This window comes from Robinsoniella peoriensis (assembly GCF_000797495.1).
In the GTDB taxonomy this organism is placed as follows: Bacteria; Bacillota; Clostridia; order Lachnospirales; family Lachnospiraceae; genus Robinsoniella; species Robinsoniella peoriensis.
Window position 1 is genome coordinate 578,289 of sequence record NZ_JTGN01000003.1, and the last position, 21,072, is coordinate 599,360.

General features: G+C 41.0%; 16 protein-coding genes. 15 read left to right on the forward strand and 1 reads right to left on the reverse strand.

All coding sequences use genetic code 11. The features are described from left to right. Nucleotides 1–31 precede the first annotated feature (31 nt). The 5 genes from hrcA to QR40_RS08765 all read left to right on the forward strand — a co-directional run bounded on the left by hrcA (nt 32) and on the right by QR40_RS08765 (nt 7,920). Nucleotides 32–1,063: a heat-inducible transcriptional repressor HrcA gene (gene hrcA / locus QR40_RS08745; RefSeq protein WP_027296975.1), complete on the forward strand. Its 1,032-nt coding sequence runs from the start codon at nt 32–34 to the stop codon at nt 1,061–1,063. Between the two features lie 45 nt (nt 1,064–1,108). Continuing rightward, nucleotides 1,109–1,753 carry a nucleotide exchange factor GrpE gene (gene grpE / locus QR40_RS08750; RefSeq protein ID WP_081820514.1) on the forward strand — a complete coding sequence of 215 codons (645 nt, stop codon included), beginning with the start codon at nt 1,109–1,111 and terminating at the stop codon, nt 1,751–1,753. 86 nt (nt 1,754–1,839) lie between these two features. Further along, nucleotides 1,840–3,699 carry a molecular chaperone DnaK gene (dnaK, locus tag QR40_RS08755; RefSeq protein WP_027296977.1) on the forward strand — a complete coding sequence of 620 codons (1,860 nt, stop codon included), beginning with the start codon at nt 1,840–1,842 and terminating at the stop codon, nt 3,697–3,699. A gap of 126 nt (nt 3,700–3,825) precedes the next feature. Continuing rightward, nucleotides 3,826–4,998 carry a molecular chaperone DnaJ gene (gene dnaJ, locus QR40_RS08760; protein WP_044294381.1) on the forward strand — a complete coding sequence of 391 codons (1,173 nt, stop codon included), beginning with the start codon at nt 3,826–3,828 and terminating at the stop codon, nt 4,996–4,998. A 351-nt stretch (nt 4,999–5,349) separates the two neighbouring features. Then, entirely contained in the window at nt 5,350–7,920 is a 2,571-nt protein-coding gene (locus QR40_RS08765) for a YDG domain-containing protein (RefSeq protein WP_044294383.1), read from the forward strand. Between the two features lie 103 nt (nt 7,921–8,023). Here the strand turns inward: QR40_RS08765 and QR40_RS08770 are convergent, their stop codons facing one another. After that, nucleotides 8,024–8,782 carry a DeoR/GlpR family DNA-binding transcription regulator gene (locus QR40_RS08770; RefSeq protein ID WP_027296980.1) on the reverse strand — a complete coding sequence of 253 codons (759 nt, stop codon included), beginning with the start codon at nt 8,780–8,782 and terminating at the stop codon, nt 8,024–8,026. Between the two features lie 597 nt (nt 8,783–9,379). Between QR40_RS08770 and QR40_RS08775 the strand changes: the two genes are divergently transcribed. The 10 genes from QR40_RS08775 to QR40_RS32490 all read left to right on the forward strand — a co-directional run bounded on the left by QR40_RS08775 (nt 9,380) and on the right by QR40_RS32490 (nt 20,874). After that, entirely contained in the window at nt 9,380–10,672 is a 1,293-nt protein-coding gene (locus tag QR40_RS08775) for an MFS transporter (RefSeq protein ID WP_044294385.1), read from the forward strand. Nucleotides 10,673–10,788: 116 nt separating this feature from the next. Next, nucleotides 10,789–11,634 (forward strand): class II fructose-bisphosphate aldolase, encoded by an 846-nt coding sequence (locus QR40_RS08780; protein WP_044294386.1) that lies wholly within the window; start codon nt 10,789–10,791, stop codon nt 11,632–11,634. 22 nt (nt 11,635–11,656) lie between these two features. Beyond that, complete coding sequence (locus tag QR40_RS33070; protein ID WP_334291769.1) at nt 11,657–11,833, forward strand: DUF6783 domain-containing protein; 177 nt, start codon at nt 11,657–11,659, stop codon at nt 11,831–11,833. Nucleotides 11,834–11,998: 165 nt separating this feature from the next. Further along, nucleotides 11,999–12,904: a substrate-binding domain-containing protein gene (locus tag QR40_RS08785; RefSeq protein WP_242858470.1), complete on the forward strand. Its 906-nt coding sequence runs from the start codon at nt 11,999–12,001 to the stop codon at nt 12,902–12,904. A gap of 204 nt (nt 12,905–13,108) precedes the next feature. Further along, complete coding sequence (locus QR40_RS08790) at nt 13,109–14,707, forward strand: solute:sodium symporter family transporter (protein WP_044294388.1); 1,599 nt, start codon at nt 13,109–13,111, stop codon at nt 14,705–14,707. Nucleotides 14,708–14,745: 38 nt separating this feature from the next. After that, nucleotides 14,746–15,765: a Gfo/Idh/MocA family protein gene (locus QR40_RS08795; protein ID WP_027296985.1), complete on the forward strand. Its 1,020-nt coding sequence runs from the start codon at nt 14,746–14,748 to the stop codon at nt 15,763–15,765. Between the two features lie 223 nt (nt 15,766–15,988). After that, nucleotides 15,989–17,725 (forward strand): cache domain-containing sensor histidine kinase, encoded by a 1,737-nt coding sequence (locus QR40_RS08800; RefSeq protein ID WP_044294389.1) that lies wholly within the window; start codon nt 15,989–15,991, stop codon nt 17,723–17,725. 57 nt (nt 17,726–17,782) lie between these two features. Then, entirely contained in the window at nt 17,783–19,366 is a 1,584-nt protein-coding gene (locus QR40_RS08805) for a response regulator (protein ID WP_027296987.1), read from the forward strand. A gap of 202 nt (nt 19,367–19,568) precedes the next feature. Continuing rightward, nucleotides 19,569–20,597, forward strand: coding sequence for a LacI family DNA-binding transcriptional regulator (locus tag QR40_RS08810; protein WP_027296988.1), 1,029 nt, complete (start codon nt 19,569–19,571; stop codon nt 20,595–20,597). 154 nt (nt 20,598–20,751) lie between these two features. Next, nucleotides 20,752–20,874: a hypothetical protein gene (locus tag QR40_RS32490; RefSeq protein ID WP_276325424.1), complete on the forward strand. Its 123-nt coding sequence runs from the start codon at nt 20,752–20,754 to the stop codon at nt 20,872–20,874. The last annotated feature ends 198 nt before the right edge of the window (nt 20,875–21,072 follow it).

Below are 21,072 nucleotides of genomic sequence, written 5' to 3' on the forward strand. Positions count from 1 at the left end.
ACAACAACTAAAAAGGAAGGAGGATTTAAGGATGCAGCTAGATGAAAGAAAGACGAAAATTCTTCATGCCATTATAAAAACGTATCTGGAAACCGGAGAACCGGTAGGATCCAGAACGATATCTAAGTATGCTGATTTGAATCTGAGTTCCGCAACAATTCGCAATGAAATGTCAGATCTGGAGGAATTGGGGTATATCATTCAACCACACACTTCAGCTGGCAGGATTCCTTCTGATAAAGGTTACCGATTATATGTTGACCGGATGATGGAGGAAAAAGAGCGGGAAGTTACCGAAATGAAAGAACTGATGATTCAGAAGCAGGATAAGATGGATCTGGTGTTAAAACAGGTGGCAAAGGTTCTGGCGTTAAATACCAACTATGCTACCATGATAACGGCACCTCAGTATCACCGGACGAAGCTTAAGTTCATTCAACTGTCTATGGTAAGCGAAGACCAGATACTGGCCGTAGTTGTGACAGAAGGTAATGTAGTCAAGAATAAGATGCTTCATATAGAACACTGCCTGGATAATGAGACCATCCTGAAGCTGAATATTTTACTAAACACAAGCTTAAACGGATTGACTATAGAACAGATCAATCTTGGGATGATTGCGAAATTAAAAGAACAGGCAGGCATTCACAGCCAGGTAGTAAACAGTGTTCTGGACGCTGTAGCAGAAGCAATAAGACTGGATGACGACGATCTGGAGATTTATACCAGCGGCGCAACTAATATTTTTAAATATCCGGAGCTTAGCGACAGTGAAAGGGCCAGCGAGCTGATCAGTGCATTGGAAGAGAAGCAGCAGCTGGTAAGCCTTGTACATGAAACCATGTCCGAGGGGGAGCACAATGGCATACAAGTCTATATCGGTGATGAAACACCGGTGAAGAATATGAAAGACTGCAGTGTAGTAACAGCTACCTATGAATTAGGTGAAGGAATGCAGGGTACGATAGGTATTATCGGCCCAAAGCGAATGGATTACGAGAAGGTTGTGAATACATTGAAAACATTAATGGTGCAGCTGGATGAATTATTTGATAAAAGCTAGGGAAAGGCGGTAACAAAATTGGCAGACGAAAATTTAAAAAAAGAAATGGAAGAATCTGTGGAAGACAAGGTAGATGAGGCCACAGAGGAAGCAGTAGAAGAAAATGCGGAAGAGGAAGCCGCAGAAACTTTAAACGAAACTCCTGAAAGTGAAGAAGCTGACGAAGATACAGAAAAAGAAGAAGCTGAAAAAGAATCAGGAGACGGCAAAGAAGTAAAAAAAGGTTTCTTTGGCAAGAAAAAAGACAAGAAAGATAAGAAAGACGTTCAAATTGAAGAACTGACAGACAGGCTGAAACGCCAGATGGCAGAATTTGATAACTTCCGTAAGAGAACGGAAAAAGAAAAGAGCGCAATGTTTGAAGTGGGAGCAAAAAGTGTAATTGAAAAAATGCTTCCGGTTGTAGATAATTTCGAACGAGGATTGGCAGCAGTTCCGGAAGATAAAAAAGATGATCCTTTTGCTGAAGGAATGGAAAAAATCTACAAACAGCTTATAGGAACTTTAGAAGAATTAGAAGTAAAGGCAATTGAGGCTGTGGGACAGGAATTTGATCCGAATTTCCACAATGCGGTAATGCATATTGAAGATGAAGAACTTGGTGATAATATAGTTGCCGAGGAATTCCAAAAAGGTTACACCTACCGTGAAAATGTAGTAAGACACAGCATGGTTAAGGTGGCAAATTAAGCAAATTGTGTGATGTAACAGTCACCTCTTTTAAATAGTAAATAACAATCTCAAATCATAATATATTAAATTAGGAGGAAACAACAATGGGAAAAATTATCGGTATCGACTTAGGAACAACAAATAGCTGTGTAGCAGTTATGGAAGGTGGTAAACCAGTAGTTATCGCCAATACAGAAGGTGCCAGAACTACACCATCCGTAGTGGCATTCACAAAAACAGGAGAAAGACTGGTAGGTGAACCTGCTAAACGTCAGGCAGTAACAAACGCAGACAAAACAATTTCTTCTATTAAAAGGCATATTGGTACAGATTACAGAGTAGCTATTGATGATAAAAAATATTCACCACAGGAAATCTCTGCTATGATCCTTCAGAAAATGAAAGCAGATGCGGAAGCATACCTTGGTGAAAAAGTTACGGAAGCAGTTGTTACCGTTCCTGCTTACTTCAATGATGCTCAGCGTCAGGCAACAAAAGATGCAGGTAAAATTGCAGGATTAGATGTAAAACGTATTATCAACGAGCCAACAGCAGCAGCTCTTGCTTATGGTCTTGACAACGAAAAAGAACAGAAAATCATGGTATATGACTTAGGTGGCGGTACATTCGACGTATCCGTTATTGAAATCGGTGAAGGTGTTATCGAAGTATTATCTACTGCAGGTGATAACAGACTTGGTGGAGATGACTTCGACCAGAAGATCACAGATTATATGTTAGCAGAATTCAAGAAAAATGAAGGTGTGGACTTATCTAATGACAAGATGGCTCTTCAGAGATTAAAAGAAGCAGCTGAAAAAGCTAAGAAAGAACTTTCCAGCGCAACTACAACAAATATCAACCTGCCATTCATCACAGCTACAGCAGAAGGTCCAAAACATTTTGATATGAACCTGACAAGAGCTAAATTTGATGAGCTGACACATGATTTAGTAGAAAGAACAGCTACACCTGTTACAACAGCGTTAAAAGACGCAGGATTAACAGCAAGCGAAATATCTAAAGTATTATTGGTTGGTGGATCAACACGTATCCCGGCTGTACAGGACAAAGTAAAATCCCTGACAGGTAAAGAGCCAAGCAAAACTTTAAACCCGGATGAATGTGTTGCATTAGGTGCATCCGTACAGGGTGGTAAATTAGCAGGCGATGCAGGCGCAGGCGATATCTTATTATTGGATGTTACACCATTGTCACTTTCTATCGAAACAATGGGCGGCGTTGCTACCAGATTGATCGAGAGAAATACAACAATTCCTACAAAGAAGAGCCAGATCTTCTCAACTGCAGCAGATAACCAGACAGCAGTTGATATCCATGTAGTACAGGGTGAAAGACAGTTTGCCAAAGATAACAAATCTCTTGGACAGTTCAGACTGGACGGAATCCCACCAGCAAGAAGAGGTGTTCCTCAGATCGAAGTTACTTTCGATATCGATGCAAACGGTATTGTTAATGTATCTGCAAAAGATCTTGGAACAGGCAAAGAACAGCATATTACAATTACTTCCGGTTCCAATATGTCTGACAATGAAATCGATAAGGCAGTAAAAGAAGCTGCTGAATACGAAGCACAGGACAAAAAACGTAAAGAAGCAATTGATGCCCGCAATGATGCAGATTCTATGGTATTCCAGACAGAAAAAGCATTAGAAGAAGTAGGCGATAAGATTGATGCTAATGACAAGACCGCTGTGGAAGCTGATCTTGCAGCATTAAAAGAATTAATTGAAAAATCCAATCCGGAAGAAATGACTGAAGCTCAGGTTGCTGAAATCAAGGCTGGAAAAGAAAAATTAATGGAAAGCGCTCAGAAATTATTTGCAAAAGTATATGAGCAGGCTCAGGGAGCGGCAGGAGCAGAAGGTGCAGGCCCGGCTCCGGAAGGCGGCGAAGCTTACCAGGCAGATGATGTAGTTGACGGCGATTACAAAGAAGTGTAGAATAGATACTTGAAACAATGACTTCAGCAGCATCTGGCTGCTGAAGTCATTGATATGAATGGAATTAACAGGGAAACTGTTTGATGGCTACATCAGGCAGAATCTGTATTAGGAAAGGTGAACAAAATGGCAGAGAGCAAACGTGATTATTACGAGGTCCTCGGCGTAGACAGAGGCGCTGATGATGCTACGATTAAAAAAGCATACAGACAGTTAGCCAAAAAGTATCATCCTGACATGAATCCCGGAGATAAAGAGGCGGAAAAGAAATTTAAAGAGGCTTCAGAAGCATATGCAGTTCTGAGTGATGCTGATAAAAAGAGGCAGTACGACCAGTTTGGTCATGCAGCTTTTGACCAGGGAGGCGGCGGAGCTGGCGGCTTCGGTGGATTTGATTTCAATGGCGCCGATATGGGAGATATTTTCGGAGATATCTTTGGCGATTTATTTGGCGGCGGAAGAAGAAGTGCGAACAGCGGTCCTATGAAAGGTGCCAATCTTCGCGCCAGTGTACGTATAACCTTCGAAGAGGCTGTGTTTGGCTGCGAGAAGGAATTGGATTTAAATTTAAAGGATGAGTGTAAAACCTGCCACGGAACCGGTGCAAAACCGGGAACAAGTCCTGAGACTTGTCCGAAATGCGGTGGTAAAGGCCAGGTTGTATTTACACAGCAGTCCTTATTTGGCACAGTTCGTAATGTGCAGACCTGTCCGGACTGTAGCGGAACAGGTAAGATAGTAAAAGAAAAATGTACCGATTGTCATGGAAGCGGCTATACATCCAACAGAAAGAAAATTGCTGTCAGTGTACCGGCAGGTATTGATGACGGTCAGAGCATCCGTATTCGTGATAAAGGTGAGCCTGGCACAAACGGCGGTCCAAGAGGAGACCTTCTGGTGGAAGTAAGAGTTGCAAGACATCCTATTTTCCAGAGACAGGATATGAATATTTTCTCAACAGCACCGATCTCTTTTGCACAGGCAGCTCTGGGTGGTGAAGTACGGATCAGTACCGTAGACGGTGATATACTGTATGATGTAAAACCAGGTACCCAGACAGATACCAAAGTGCGTTTAAAAGGAAAAGGCGTGCCTTCACTGCGCAATAAATCTGTTCGCGGAGATCACTATGTAACCTTGGTGGTACAGGTACCGACCAAGCTGAATGAAGATGCAAAAGAAGCGCTTCGCAGCTTTGATGCAGCAACCGGAAATTCCTTAAACCAGAAGAATGCGGGTGCGGAAAAGCCGAAGAAAAAGGGCTTTATGGATAAATTAAAAGAAACTTTTGAAGATTAATAGCAGGAGGGTACTGCGTGGTCTGTTAAGACATTAATATGTTTTGTCAGACTATGCAGACCCTCTTTTCTTAATTTTTTATAATTATGGGAAGCCTTTTCTTAATTTTTCCTATAATGTCTGGGAATTGTTGACAAACAGGATTCTAACGGGTATTATAAGAATATAGAAACAATTGTGATGAGGGATAGGTATTCAGACAGATACTTGTTAAGACTCTAATTCTAAAATCATGAGCCGGCCGGCAATATAGATATGATTCATAGATATAATTCGGCTGCATCAATTTGTTTTCAGGCTTTATGACGAATGTCATCGAAAAATAAAATATAAAGGAGAGAAGGTGTCGTTATGAAGAGAAAGATCGTAAATAAACTGTTGGCGATCTGCTTATCAATAAGTATGATAGCTGGAACGGGATTACCGGTTACAGCAGCGGGTACAGAGAATACGCCACAGACTACAGTTACTACCGAAGCAACAACAGAAAAAACTACAAGCAGTACATCAACGCTTTACAAAGTAAAACTTACATTACCTGGTATCACAGCGGCAACAAGTGTAAAATCATTATCTGTTAAACAAAATGGAAAAGATTATACATATGATTACAAAGATTTGAAGACGGATGATAAAGGAGTCCTTTATTTAAAGCTTCCTGCAAATGCCAAGGGCCAGACAACATCTATTACAGTAAATGACGTTAGTTTTTCCGGAACCGTAAACGCGAATGATGACAATGCATTTGCAGCACCTCCGGCAAAGACAGAATCTGAGAAGACTACAGATAAAGCAACGGAAAAAGCAACTGAAGCAACCGAAAAAACAACTGCAGGTTCTGAATCAGAAACAGCAAAGGGAACAGAGGCTGCTACAGAAGCAAGCGAAGCAACTGAAGCAACCGAAAAGAAATCCCCGGAAACTGAGCCGGTAACGGATACGAAGCCTACGGATGAAAGCAAAGCACCGGATACGCAGCCAGCTACTACAGAGAGCCAGAAAGCGACTGAAACAACGGGCCAGACAGATAGCAATAAGACTACACCGAGTGAATCAGAAACGACTGATACGAATGGATCTCATAAAGCATCGGCAGTAGATAATATTAAGATTGATTATCCAAATGAAGTACTTACTAATGTAACAGCAGATATGCAATATAAGTATAGTACTGAAGATGATACAAAATGGAGAGATTGTGTAGTTGAAGGACAGAATATGAAGATCTCAACAGATATGTTTGAAAAGGAACTTCAGTTTAAAATGAAAGGTTCATCAGATCAACCATTTAAAATTGATATTGGAAAAAAAGATCCTGCACCAGTAATTAGTGTTAATGATGTAACTGCGAAGGAACCCAAAATTGGCAAGTTAGTAGTTACAAATCCAGGAAGCTCAGTTTATCAATATCGTATGAAGGATAGTACAAATTGGATAGACATGACTTTAGGTAAAGCTAATGATTTAACTGCAGGAACGTATGAGGTTCGTAAAAAAGCAACATCTACAGATTATGCAAGTACAATAGCCACTGCTACAATTAGTGTAAAGGCAATGGCAGATTTAAATTTTATGTCTTTAGCTTTTAGCACAAAATATTATGGTTACAAATCGTCTCCATTGGCATTGAAAGTAAAGAATGTAGGCAATGCTTCAACTAAAATAGAGTCTATTACATTAGCGGGAGAAGGTAAGAATGTTTTCACTATTGATACAGAGGATTATCAAGATAAATGGAATATATCCGCCAATTCTGAAGACTATATACAAGTAGGCTCTGTTAAGACAGTTGAGGGATTTTCGGTGGGTACGTACGAAGCAGATATCATAATTAAATATGATGGTACAACTGTTAAGCAACATATTAAACTTACTGTAAATCAATTGAAAGTCACGCCCACAATTGAATCTGTAGAATCTAAAACTTACGATGGAAAAAAGAATGCAGAAGGAAAGTTAAAGCTTACAATACCAGATGGATATAACATCGGAAAAGACGTACCTACAGCAACAGGAAAATTTGTATTCGACAGTGCTGACGCTGGATCGAAAAAAGAAGTTAGTGTTTCCGAAATTAAACTGGGTAGTGGATTTGATAAGAATTACGTATTAAGTTCAACATCCATTAAGAATAAAACAACTTCTGCTAAGATCAATAAAGCGAAAAACACCAAGAAGCCGGAAGATGTTAAAGTTTCTTCCTTTACCTACAATTCAATCACAATGAAGAAAGCTTCCGGAGTGGAATATTCTATTGATGGTGGTAAAACTTGGCCTGAAAACAACAATACTTTTAAGAGCTTAAGTGAAAAGACCTCTTATAAAATCTTAGCAAGATACAAAGAATCAACAAATTATGAAGCATCCAAATCTGTATCGGTAGAGCAAACTACGTTGCGTAACCCAATTATCAGCAATCCGCAGAATAATAAGGTTACAGGCGTACAGACCACAACCAGTTACAAGACAGGGTCTACTTTAACCTTTACAGCAACGGGAGCGGGATCAGAGATTAAATCTCCATCTCAGTCACCTTCGTTAGATGATGTTAGATATATTCCGGTAAGTTGGACTTCTTATGTGAACGGAACCTGGGATAATAATGCATCTTCTAACAGCGGCAGTTTTAAGTTGAATAGTTCCGGTAGTTATACTTTGTCAGTTTCTTTCCAAAAACAGAAATATGATGGAACAAATTGGGTAAATGAGACATCAACGAAGGATACGAAATCAGTTTCCTACAAAGTTGTAACTTCAACCACAACATCATCTACCAACAAGAATACAACCAATAAGAGCGGAGTTAAAACCGGAGATGTAAATCCGATTATGCTGATGGTTATATTACTGGTAGTATCTGGTGCAGTGATCGTGGTATTAGTTGTAAGGACCAGATCCAAACGCAGACAGCACAGAGAATAACTGTGATAATGCAAAAATAGCAGAATAACAAAGTAACAAAAATAAGATAAGAAAAGCTCTCACCGGCAGGTGGGAGCTTTTCTTATCTTATTTTGAAAACAATCTAATAATGTATTTCAATGTGGTTGTCACGGCAATAATCACAATATTCCTGAGGCGGCATTTCATCTGTAACAATATGGTCTACCTGGCTCATAGGGCAGTAGGTCATTAGAGAAAAGTGACCAAATTTAGTATGATCGGCTAACAGGAAATGAGTATGGCTGTTTTCTATCACTGCCTTTTTAACCGTGTATTCTTCTCGGGTTGCATTAGTAAGGCCGTTTGCGATGGTAAGTCCGGTACATGCCATAAATGCTTTCGTAATATTGTAGGTTTTTAAATAGTCAATTACTTCATTACCCACAAATGACAGCGTTTCCCGTTTTAAAGTACCCGGAAGGGAAATCAGGGTCAGATTCGGATAAGGAATTGCTTTCAGGCAGACCTGAACACTATTGGTGATAATGGTACATTCTTTGTGGGAAATATAATCAATCATATTGATACAGGTAGTGCCTGTGTCTATATAAATAATATCTCCGTCTTTGACAAATCCGGCTGCAATTTTGCATATGGCATCTTTCTCGGCAGCGTATTTTGTATGACGTTCTTCAAAAGGAATGACGTCGCTGATTGGCGGAGCCTCTGCTACTGTGACGCCGCCGTAAACTTTCTTAATGGTTCCCTTTTTTACCAGGGTGTCGATATCTCTTCGTATGGTATTTTTCGATACGGCAAATTGTTCGCAAAGCGTATCCAGAGATACCGATTTTTGTTCTAATATGTATTGTTCAATTGAGTCAATTCTTTTTGTACGCATAAGTCCGTTCCCTCTCCTAAATGATGAGTATATTATAGTATATTTTGGGTAAGTTGAAAAGGTATATTTTGTTGAATTTTTACTTTTAAGGGTGTGTATGCCAGAAAATACAAAGTATGCATCTTAATGTTATATAATTTTCGAAATACGCAACAAATATAGATACAATAAAAAAGGTATAAACCTAAATTAATATCAAAATAAATATTAAATAATGCAAATAGTTAAAAAATTAATATATTATATATTTTAAATACCATTGTGTATCTGATAAATTCTATAAAATTCTTAGTATACCTGATAGTTTTCAATATATTTAAAGTGATTTACATTGATATATAGATTTGAGTTATTTATGTTATACAAGTAGTATGTTTCTGACTTTTTGATAAGAAAATCATGACATAACCAAAATAAAATTAAAAGATCACCAGAAACAATTGACAAGAATATCAAAACATGCTAGGATGAATGCATAAAAATGATCAATACATATCCAAAAAACAAGTCAGATGTAATAAGAAGCTATTTAACAGTTGTTGAAAAATTATTTAACAATTATTAAACAGTTGATTTGGAGTCATGGGAGGAAAAAAGATGCATTTAAACAGCAGGCAGAAAAAGCAACGGGTGCTGATGATGGTATTTGGAGCATTTGCTATATTTTTTACTGGGTATCCACATATATGGTCCTTATATCAGCCCTATATCCGGGAACTGACGGGATGGACTGAAGGACAGACGTCCATGTGTTTCTATTTGTCTATGTTAACGTTTGTATTTGGAAATATTTTTGGGGGGCGTATTCAGGATAAGTATAATCCGAAGATTGCAATTGCTGCAGGCGGCGGGATTTTTGCGGCAGGTATTTTGTTGTCAGCTTTTTTAATTATTCCATCGCCTTTGCCTATGTATTTTACTTATGGAGTAATGCAGGGATTTGGTCAGGGAATGATGTATACGACCATTCTCTCTACAGCGCAAAAGTGGTTTCCCGATAAACTTGGATTTGCGTCGGGAATTGTAGTTACTGCAAATGGTCTGTGTGGATTTTTTCTTGCGCCAGTCAGCCGGATGATTTTGGCAGAGAGTGGTCCCAAAACTGCATTTTTAGTGATTGGAAGTGTCATTGCCCTATCCTGGGTTTTGGGCTGGATTTTTATTAAAAATCCTAAACAGGCAGGTGTCAGGCCGTTGAATCAACCGGGATGGGTTGCGGATGGAACGGCAGCTCTAAAATTGCAAAAGCAATATACATCCAAAGAGATGATACGTACCAGAAAGTTTTATTATCTGGTAGCCACCATGCTTTTCGGCCTGATTTCCTATTTTATGATTTCACCGGTTGCGCAGGGAGTGCAGACAGAACGGGGCATCTCGGTGTCCATTGCTGTATCAGCCGTGATGTTTGGTTCTATAATGAATGCTTCAGCAAGATTGTTCCTCCCGTCCATCGCAGATAAAATAGGGAGAGTGAAATGTGTAAAAGGAGTACTTACGGTATCTGTTGCAGCTATGGTGATGCTGGTTTTATCGAAATCTGTGTTTACTACTATTGCAATTGTGCTGATGTATGGCTGCTATGGGGGGATTATGGGGAGTTTCCCGTCGCTGACCAGTTCTATATTTGGACTTGCCCATTCAGGAGAAAACTATGGATTTGTTATGTCAGGAATTGTAATTGCTACCCTTGGGGCACCCTTTGTTGCAAATTTAATCACAGCCAATGGATTTGATACAAACATGGGTTTTATAGTTGGGATAATATGTGCTGCTCTGTCCGTTATGTTTATCATTCTCTTAGAAAGAGAATTGGCCGATAAGAGTACAGGAAAGAATTTGGAAAATGACGAAGAAAAGGAACCAGCAAGGGTGATTACAGCAAAATAGAAATTACAGCAAAATAGAATTTACGGCAAAATAGAATTTATGCAAAAATTAAAATTATGCCAGAATAGAAATTAGTAACTTGTAAAATTAAAGCTATGATAAGGAGGAATCAGAATATGTCATTAGTAAAAATGAAAGACCTTTTAGAAAGAGCAAAGGCGGAAAAAACGGGATGCGGAGCATTCAGTGTGGGAAATATGGAAATGGTAAAAGGTGCTGTACGGGCGGCGGAAGAGACGAATACCCCGATTATACTGCAGATTGCAGAGGTGAGGTTAAAACATTCACCTCTGGAATTAATGGGACCGATGATGGTGCAGGCTGCAAAAGAAGCAAAAGTGGATATAGCGGTGCATCTGGATCATGGTCTGACAATGGAAACAGTGAAAAAGGCATTGGAATTTGGATTTACCTCTGTGATGTTTGACGGTTCTGCCTGCCCGTTTGAAGAAAATATGGCTAAGACAAAAGAGGTCGTGGAGTTAGCCAAAAAATATGAGGCAACAGTAGAAGCTGAACTGGGATTGGTTGGCGGTAGTGAAGATGGAAGCTGTGACCATGGGATTCGCTGCACGGATCCGGAAGATGCAAGGGTTTTCTGTGAAAAAACAGGCGTGGATGCATTGGCAGTAGCAATAGGGAATGCCCATGGCAATTATCCGGTTGCTCCCACACTTGCATTTGATGTTCTGGAGAAAATTCATCAAAATACGAACGTTCCGCTGGTGCTCCATGGAGGAAGCGGCATTACTGACGAAGATTTTCAAAGGGCAATTTCTCTTGGAATCTGCAAAGTAAATATAGCTACGGCGAGCTTTAACAGTCTGATAGAGAAAGTGGAAGCGTATATAGGTACGGATGGAAAACATAATTATTTTGATTTAAATACGGCAATGGAATCTGGGGTGTTTGAGAATGTCAAACGACATATTGAAGTATTTCAAACAATTTATAAAAAATAAATGAGACATCTGGAATTTCCGGATGGAGCACCAGAGCGTGTTTGAAATTCATTCTCGCCATCTGCACGCCCCACTTTGCGGCATATTTGCCCCGGATTCAGGTTATGTAGCCTGCTACGTGCCCTTTATCCGGGACAAATCTCCCACAAACTGTGACGCACAGCTGTCAGAAAGTAATTTTAGAACACGCTCTAGGTAATTAAATGAATCTCCACTTGTTTACCTGCCGGATATTCGATATAATAAAAAAAAGACAAAGAGAGAGGCAGGAAAGTTATTTCAACCTCTCTTTTCTATATAAAAATGGTTTGGCGGGGTAAGATGTATGAAGAAAACAGGGATTCTCTTTTTGGGGGTATTGTGTATGGTACTATTAGCTGGATGCAGTAACCGACAAGAGACAGTTTCGAAAAACGATGCTTATGTGATTGGCGTTGTTACCAAATCAAGAGACAGTGAGTATTGGATGTCGGTCTGTTCCGGTATGGAAAAAGCAGCTGATGAGGAAGGGGTCTCCGTTTTGATTGTTTCGCCGGATACGGAAACGGATGCCGTGCTTCAGAAGAAAATGATTCAGGACCTTCTGGATAAAAAGGTGGATGCATTGGCGGTGTCTCCTATTGATTCCTACAGTAATGCAGATTATATTAAAAAAGCAAATGAGATGGGGATACCGGTTTTTGCATATGACACGCAGATAGCGGATGCCGAGGTGCCTTATATTGGGATTGATAATGAAAAAACCGGATGGGAGCTTGGGAAATATATGGCAAAACAGCTTCATAATAATGGGAAAGTTGGCATTATTTCCGGGGATTTGAAACAGATGGCACATGCTGGCAGAATCAAGGGATTTGAGGACTACATACAGAAAAATTCAGATATTCAGGTGGCATTTGTGGAAAGCGGGTATAGTAATCTTCAGATGTCCGAACGGGAAATAACCAGGCTTATGAATGAAAATCCGGATATTTCCGGCATTCTTGCTACCAGCGCCGTGACTGCCCTGGGTATTATGGAGTATATGAAAGGAAGTCCGGTAGCCATTGTAACGGTGGATGCTCAGGAGGATGCCATTGAGGCGGTGAAAAACGGTGGGATAGCGGCACTTGCATCCCAGTCCGGTTATGAGATTGGGGAGGAGACCGTTCGGTATATCGTCAATCATAAAAAGGGAAGTGACCAGGAGGATCAGAAGATACTTCCGGTAGAAGTTATAACAAATGAAAATGTAGAATATTATCAAAAAATAAAAGAAACATCATCATAATATATGCATACCTAAAAATAAGACACAAAAATATAGAAATATTACAACAAGATAATTATCAGATTCTGGATCTGGTAAAATAGATGCATACCTAAAAAAAGACCCATAAAAATAACATACAAATCTAAAAATTCCCTTACTGGAAAATCTTTTGATATCAGCTAGAATATAGACATCAGATGGAGAAAGAAAGGCGGTAAGGAAATGTTATTTACGGTATTTAGTTTTTTACTTTGTATGGTTTTAGTGGGGGTTTATGTTGTAAAACAAACAAGAAAGTCAAGCCTGGATACACAGGATGGTTACTTTCTGGCAGGCAGATCACTCACCGCTCCAGTGATTGCAAGTTCGATTATTTTGACTAACCTGTCTACAGAACAGTTAATCGGACAAAGCGGTCAGGCATATGCGGCGAATATGGGGCCTATGGCATGGGAAGCTACTTCCTGTATCGCAACTATTTTCCTGGCAGCACTCTTTCTGCCAAGGTATCTTAAGGCGGGTATTACAACGATACCAGAGTTCTTAGAAAAAAGGTATGATGGAAGGGTAAAGAGAATTGTCTCTGTATTATTTCTTCTGGGTTACTTATTCTGCTATCTGCCTACTGTATTGTATTCCGGGGCGCTGGTATTTAATCAGATTTTCGGAATTGATAAAATGCTGGGAAGTTCCCAGTTTATGGGTGTGGTAGTTACAGCTACGGCTTTGGGCATTATTGGAGCCACTTATGCTGTTATCGGCGGTTTGAAAGCATCTGCATCCGCAGACAGTATCTTTGGGGTTGGATTAATTATTGGCGGGTTTATGATTCCGCTATTAGGTCTGGCGTCTCTTGGAGGAGGAAATCCGCTGGTAGGAATCCAGCATTTGATTGAATTGATTCCAGCTGAAAAATTTAATGCGATCAATCCTGCAAATGCACAGGCCCCTATGGTTCCGTGGCCATTGCTCTTCACAGGTATGCTGTTTAATAACTTGTTTTACTGGTGTACCAATCAGTCTATTATTCAGAGAGCGCTTGCAGCAAAGAATTTAAAAGAAGCACAAAAAGGAGCTTTGCTGGCTGGAGCATTCAAGCTGCTGACACCACTCTTCATTACCTTCTGCGGCATTATAGCATATGGAAAATTCGGAACGACACTTACTAATTCCGATCTGGCATATCCAATGCTGGTTTTAGATGTATTACCGAAAGCATTACTGGGATTCTTTGCAGCGGTATTATTCGGTGCTATCTTAAGCTCCTTTAACGGCGCATTGAATGGTTCCATTGCCATGTACACACTGGATATACATAAACCATTATTTAATCCGGATGCAACGGATAAAGACCTGGTTAAAATAGGAAGGCGGTTCGGTTTCGGACTGGCAGCACTTTCCATCGTAGTAGCACCTCTGGTGAGTTTTGCACCTACCGGATTATATGATTTCCTTCAGTCTTGTTTTGGATTTTATAATATGCCGATTCTGGCTGCGGTGATCGTGGGAATTTTCTCAAAAAAGGTTCCGGCATCAGCACCGAAAATTGTTTTGATTTCACATGTTATCTTATATAGTATTTCAAAGTTTTTGCCATTGAATGTCCATTATTTATATATCTTAAGCGTATTGTTTATCATCGATGTGCTGGTATTACTGTTTATAGGAAAGATTCATCCAAGAGAAACGGATTTTGTCCTGGAGGATGTAAAAGCGGTAGATTTAACGCCCTGGAAACATATTAAAGCGGCATCGGTATTCTGCGTGGCAGGGCTTGTAGTATTATATATTATCTTCTCCCCGCTGGGACTTGGAAAATAGTGAAAAACAATAACATGAAAAGAAGAGAGGTATCATTTATGAAAAAAATTAAAGTTGGAATTGCAGGTTTGGGAAGGTTAGGAAAAGTACATGCAGAAAATCTGGCATTTAAGATTCCTAATGCAGAATTGACGGCAGCATGTTCCATTATGCCAGCGGAACTTGATTATGCAAAAGAAGTGCTGGGTGTGGAAGATGTGTACAGCGATTACCGGGAGATGCTGGCAAAGGCGGATATTGATGCGGTTGCAATTGTTACAACCAGCGGAGAGCACTGCTGGCAGATAGAAGCAGCGTTAGATGCGGGAAAACATGTATTTTCCGATAAACCTCTGGGGGTAAATGTGGAGGAATGCCGTATAGCGGAAAAGGCTGTGGAACGCCATCCGGAGCTTGCGTTTTTCCTGGGATTCATGAGAAGATTTGATCCATCTTATGCCTATGCTAAGAAAAAGATAGAAGAAGGAGCAATAGGTACCCCTTATATGGTAAAAGCAACCGGTATCGACCCGGAAGCACTGGTAGACGGGGCAATCAGATTTGCTGCAACAAGCGGTGGTATTTTTATTGACATGGCAATTCATGATATTGATTTGATGCGTTGGTTCCTGGGCTCTGATCCGGTAGAAGTCTATGCCACAGGATCTACCTTTAAGCATCCGGAGTTTAAAGAAGCAGGCGATGATGAAACAGGTGTGGCAATGTATAAATGTGAAAATGGTGCTGTTGGTTTCGTGCATGTGGGGCGTACCGCACCTCACGGGTATCACGTAGAAACGGAAATCATCGGAACCGAAGGATCTATCCGCGTAAGCCCTGTTCCTGCTAAGAACCTGTGTATGATTTATAATAACCAGGGTGTGGTTCAGGAATGTGTCAGCGGATTTCCGGAGCGATTTGCCGAATCCTACCGCCTGGAAATGGAAGACTTTATTAACTGCGTGCAAAACGGAGTGAAGCCGGAAGTAACCGTATATGACGGGACGAAATCCACACAGATCGGATTTGCCACAACAGAAGCTTACCGCCAGGGTGGCATTGTAAAGATAGAATATTAGTCGGGTTTGTTAAAGCCCCGGCCCTCTGGGGACGGGGCTTAGAGCGTGTTTTAGAAAGCAATTTTAAACACTTTATATAGCCTGTTTGAAAATTTTATGTATAAATCTGTACGTCCTGCTTTTTGTAGGAATGCGCCAAATTTAGTCAGAGCAGCCCGCTGTGCCTCCTAAATTGCCGTATCACTCACAGAAAGCGGATCGTGTTCCGGGAAAAGGGGTATCTATGATTCACAGTATACGCAGCAAAATCCTGCTGGCAATCGTCGGCATTACTCTGATTACGGCGTTGTCTATTACCATCGCCTTTTATTTTAAATCTGCTGATATGGTGGAAGATAATTATGGGAAGAACCTGTATGGGCGGATGGAGCAATTGGGGAATGTGTTTGATGATTCGCTGAAAGAGATCTACTATATTACGGTACAGGCTTCCTGCGACGGGGAAATGAAACAGCAGATTCAGGAATTTCAGAGAACTGGGAAGGAACTGGTTCTGGAAGATATCGCATCCACGCTTAAGACATATAAACGGCGTTACAGCGATATTGGTTCGGTTTATTTAGTGTTGCCGAATGAGGGGATTATTGTCACCTCTCAGGATTATCCCATCTATGAAAAACAGCTTCCGGAGAAAAAGACAGGTGAGATTGCACAGGCAGTATTTGCCGGGAGTATGCCTGCCATTGTGCAGGATCCGCTCAGATCATCGTCTAATTTTTTATCTTATATGGACACGGTGGAAGATGAAGAAGGGAAAATACTGGGCTATATAATGGTTAATGTGGAAGAACGGACGATCTTCTATAAATATCTTGACAGGCTTTATGCACAGAAAACTACCCTTGCCATGATTTTAAATGAACAGGGGGAGATTGTATCTTCTCAAAATGCAGAAGATATGGGAAAGATTTATGAAAGTAAAGATTTTAACGTCTTATACAAAAATGGGTTTGCAAACAGCGGTGATAACAGTAAGCTGGGGGTTTTTTATAAAGGGACTTTCAGCGGCTACCAGTTTTTAATGGTAGTGGCCAGAAGTGAGATTCTAAAGGATCTGAATCAGCTGAAATACTTTCTGGCGGTGTTTTTAGCCATATTTGTACTGGCGGCAGTATTTATTGCCTACTTTATAACAAAGGCCATGTATAAGCCGCTTAAATGCCTTACAAATACTATGAAAGAAGTCAGCGGCGGAGAGCTGGATAAAAGAGCTGCAATTAATACAAACGATGAAATCGGTGAATTATCCGGAAATTTTAACAGCATGCTGGATCATATTAATGAACTGATCGGTCAGCTGGTGAAAGAAGAAATGCTGAAAAAGGATGCGGAACTGGAAGCGCTGCAATATCAGATTACACCGCATTTTATGTATAATACTTTGAATTCCATCAAGTATGCGGCGCTGCTGAAGGGAGAAAAAGAGCTGGGCGCAATGATCAGTGATTTTGTTGAATTACTGCAGGCAAGTATTAATAAAAAAGGGACATTTATCACAGTTGCGGATGAACTGCATATCCTGGAAAATTATATCCGGCTGCAGGAATTCCGATATGAAGGGAATTTTGCGGTAGATTATAAAATAGAGCCGGAAGCAAACGGGTGTTTTGTACCAAGGCTGTTATTGCAGCCTATGGTGGAAAATGCTCTGCTCCACGGTCTGGATATGAAAAATACGGACAGCAGGATTTTGATATGCGCAAGAGTTGATAATGAGCGGCTTTATCTGGAGGTGGAGGATAACGGCAGAGGCATGACACAGGAGCAGATGAAAATACTGCTGACACAAAAGGCAAGGAAGACAAGCGGATTAAGCAGCATTGGTGTGGCGAATGTGAGAGACCGTCTGGAATTGTATTACGGGGAAAAGGGCGGAATTTCTTATGAAAGCATCGGACATGGAACGAAAGCATGTCTCTTTCTTCCGGCATACAGAGAGGCGAATGAATACTCTGTTTAATCCCAGATTAGAAACAGGACAGATAATAACACGCAGTGGCAAAAGGAGTGGTGTGGGATGTTTCGTACAGTAATAGTAGATGATGATTTTTTAGTCAGGACATATTTAAAACAGCTCGAAGCCTGGAAGCGGGCAGGTTATGAGATCATAGGCGATGTGCGGGATGGAGAAGAGGCACTTGGCCTGATAGAAAAGTCTTTTCCGGATGTGGTAGTAACGGATATTTCCATGCCACTTATGGATGGAATTGAACTAATCAGAAGAATTCGGGAAAGAGACAGGGAAATATATATTATTGTGTTAAGCTGTCATGACGATTTTAATTATGTAAAAGAAGCCATGAAGCTTGGGGCGAATGAATATGTGCTGAAAAATTCCCTGGATGAAGAATCTCTGTATGAGCTTTTGGAAAATGCTAAACACCAGATGAAACATATGAGAGTAAGGCTGGATGAACGGGAACGGACCAGAAAGCTGATCAAAATGGGCAGCCATTCCCTGAAGTATCACTTTTTTAACCAGTTATTGTCAGGAACAATGTCATTGGAGGAAAGGGAGAAACAGAGGCTGGAGGCAGGAATTAACGGGAAGTTTATCAACAGTGCGGTAATCAATATGTTTATTCCGGACTGGGCGGGGGTAAAAGCACAATTGACGCCCCTGGAGGCGGATCAGTACAGTCAGATGTTCTTGCATACGCTGACGGAACAGCTGGAGCTGCTTCTTGGTACAGAGAGTGCCTACGTGGAAGAAATCTATTTAGGGGAAGGTGTCTTCTGCTGTTTTTTGGATTTATCCGCAATGTGCAGAAGCAGCCTGATGAAACAGAAGCTTACCAGTGTGGCTTCCGCCTGTTTTAAGTGCTGTAAACAGGAACCTTACGGGTATGCGGTAGGTGTGAGCAATATCTGTATTGGAGAAGATGGGATCCGTCAGGCATACCAGCAGGCAAGGGAAATGATTAAGCTGAAATTCTACGAGGACAATGACATCCTGTATTTTGACGGTGCAAAAACAATAGCCAGACAAATGCCGGAGGAAGCTAATAAGCTTCTGGAAGATATTCCCCGGATCATTGCCGGAAAAAAACAAGACGAACTACTGAACTCCTTTGAAAAGGTCATTGAAGCATGCCGAAAGAATTGTGCAGACAGTAAAGCGGTGGTGCACTGGCTGAAAAGCCTGGACGGTAAAGTAAAGCTGGAAAGAACGTCGGATGAATATGCAGCAATTATTAAAATTGAAAATCTGCGAAAAATCTGTGAGGATTATTGCAGGCGTTTGTTTTCAGACCATACAAAAGCGATTCCGAAAAATGTCAGTGCAGTTATAAAGCAGGCTTTGGAATATATACACGACCATTACCGTCATCAGATCGGACTGGGCGATGTGGCAGATGCGGCAGGAGTAAATCATGCGTACCTCAGTTATCTTTTTAAACAGGAAATGGGAATCGGATTCTCTAACTATCTTCTGGATTGCCGTATGGAATGTGCCAGGGAATTGCTGCGGGATACCGGATGCAAGATTAAAGAAGTGGCGGAACAATCCGGTTTCAATGATTACCATTATTTTTCAAAAGCGTTTAAAAAGCTAAATGACTGCAGCCCTGCAGATTACCGGAAGAACTGCAGCAGGTGAATTTGAATAGCAGATACCGGTAAGATGACAGGCAATGCAGGGCATCGTCCGTCCAGACTTTATACGCCGAAATGAAGGCGTTAATTCCCACTTGTCAAAACATATATTTTAGTCTATAATAAAAGAAAAAATGCGTGCATGTAACGCAAAACGCGGGCGTGAGTAAAAAAGTATATGAAAAAGGACGGATTGAGGGAAAATTATGGCAGGAACGATACAACAGATTGCAGACCTGGCGGGTGTCTCCAGAGGGACGGTGGACAGGGCGCTTAACAATCGTGGCAGGATTAAGCCTGAGGTCGCAGCAAAAATAAAAGAGATAGCCGATGAACTGGGCTATCAGTCTAACAGGGGGTTCAGAAACCCTGACAAAGGACAGCTGAAATTAAAAATAGGCATTGTGACGCATTTATCTAAGTCTTCTTTTATGATTCAGGTAAACAAGGGCATCAGCCAGGCAGCAGGGGAACTCCGGGAGCGGGGCGTGGAGATTCTTCTGCGGGACAGTGTCATCATTGACGAAAAGGCACAGCTTCAGGCGATCGAAGAACTGGAAGCGCTGGGAATTGATGGTCTGGCTATTATGCCGGTAGAATGTGACCTGATCCGGACGAAGATCAATCAGCTGACCGAAGAAAAGCACATTCCGGTCATTACTTTTAATTCGGATATAGTAGGGACGAAACGATGCTGCTTCGTCGGCCTGGATAACAGAAGAAGTGGTTATACGGCAGCAGGGCTTATGGGGATGCTCACCGGGAAAAAAGGTAAGATTCTGATTATTACAGGATATTTTACAAATAGTGTAAACAGTCTGCGTGTGGAAGGCTTTATAGAAGAGACGAAGCGTTCATTTCCGAATATGGAGCTGTTAGGCGTACAAAGCAGTTTTGACGAGGCACAGGAGGTAGAACGCATTATAGAAAACACCCTTTCTATGGTGCCGGATCTCGCAGGAATCTTTGTAGCATCCGGTGGGCAGGCGGGTGTGCGGCAGGCATTTGAAAAATTAAATCCCAAGCAGAGGCCTTATGTAATTATCTACGATTTAACACCGCGCAATGAAAAGGCGCTGCTGGAAGATGATGTGGATTTCCTGATTGACCAGGAAGGATATGAACAGGGGTACCGCCCGCCGTTTTTGCTGTATGATATGATTGTAAAGGGTGGATCTGCAGACCGGGAATTCGTTTATACGGATATCAATATCAAAACAAAATATAATTTATAATTAAGAAAAAGGGCGTTATGTTCTCTCTTGGCGAAGGAGGATATAGCGTCCTTTATCAATGGTTTAGAGCTGCAGTGTACGCTTTCGGTTTTGAAAATACTGCTAAGATTAAATTTGGGTTTTGCTGAGTAATGACGCTTTGTAGATGTAGGTAGTGTACGGAAAGATGGGTGTGGGGAACTGGCATGGGCTCCGTCAGCTGGCCGCAGAACTGGTATTTTCTAACCTTTCCGAAGCGTTTTTTGGCGGCACGCGGGTATTCACCGAGAAATCCTGATGCATTTCTCGGTTCAGTACCCGCTTAGTATCCGATGGGAGCCAGTCGAATACTATCCGCCAAAAAACACTTCGAAAAGGTAAGTAAATGAACTGTACCCCTTGTCAAGGACATTTTAAAAAGTGGGGCACTTTTTTCGCACCTTTACTTCCAAAGTATCCTGCATACAGGTACACCTCTTTAAATGTCATGGTATTC